This is a genomic window from Pseudomonas sp. SIMBA_041 (assembly GCF_046535095.1).
GTDB lineage: Bacteria > Pseudomonadota > Gammaproteobacteria > Pseudomonadales > Pseudomonadaceae > Aquipseudomonas > Aquipseudomonas mucoides.
In genome coordinates this window covers 1-811 of sequence record NZ_JAWRXJ010000030.1, presented here as the reverse complement: position 1 = coordinate 811, position 811 = coordinate 1, and the positions used below count along the sequence as shown (strand labels likewise).

Annotated in this window: 1 pseudogene; it reads left to right on the top strand. The window is 52.8% G+C overall.

From position 1 onward, the window contains the following. Window positions 1–696, top strand: a pseudogene (locus tag SB725_RS30070) (hypothetical protein); the annotation flags it as partial. Window positions 697–811: the final 115 nt, after the last annotated feature.

Genomic DNA, 811 nt, shown 5'->3' with positions numbered 1-811 from the left:
GGTTGGGTTCGCGTCTCGGTTATTACACCGGGGCAATACGCCTTTCAGGAGCTATATGGGTTTAACGACCAGACCCTATACCGCCGGGCCTTGATTGCCGGTGTTTGGGACGAATGGGAAACCGTCTGGGATACATCAAATTTTGACCCTGCCTTGTACGCAGCGCTGAGTGCCCCGGCTTTCGTCAATGGCATACAGGTTTCCGGTCACGCCAACCTCTTGAACACGGCAAACGTTGGCACTGACATATCTATCGGAGGTACGGCGTACGCGGCGGGCGTGTTGTCCTACGGCAACATTACAGCCAACGCAGGACTTTACGCCGGTGGCGGTTGTTATTCCGGCTCCGGTGTTGCCATGTTTGGCACTGATGGCAACAGTTACGGGCCAATTTGGGGCGGCTATTTAAGTAGCTGGATCGCCGCCAACTATATCGCTTACTGGAATTTGATGTCCCAAATAGCCGCGCAACCGATCGGCGGCGTGGGCACCTATGGGATGTTTATTGTTGTTAAGAATATAAACTCGGGCGCAATACCACCGGGAACATTAGTGGAAGGGGGGTATCTGGGTTGGTCAAACGCGGGTGGCGAGAACTACGGGGCTCCCGGCGGTACTTGGATGGTATGCGGGGGCGTTTCAAATAGTTCTGCGGGAAATGTCTTTTCAACAACTATTTGTAAAAGGGTCGCTTAATGCTTGGCGAAGTTATTGAACCACACGTTATTCCTGAATTTGTTCCACCGGATATACCACCGCCACCTGAGCCACCTGCACCGTGGGTTTATGAAGTCAAAAACCTGAAGCAGTT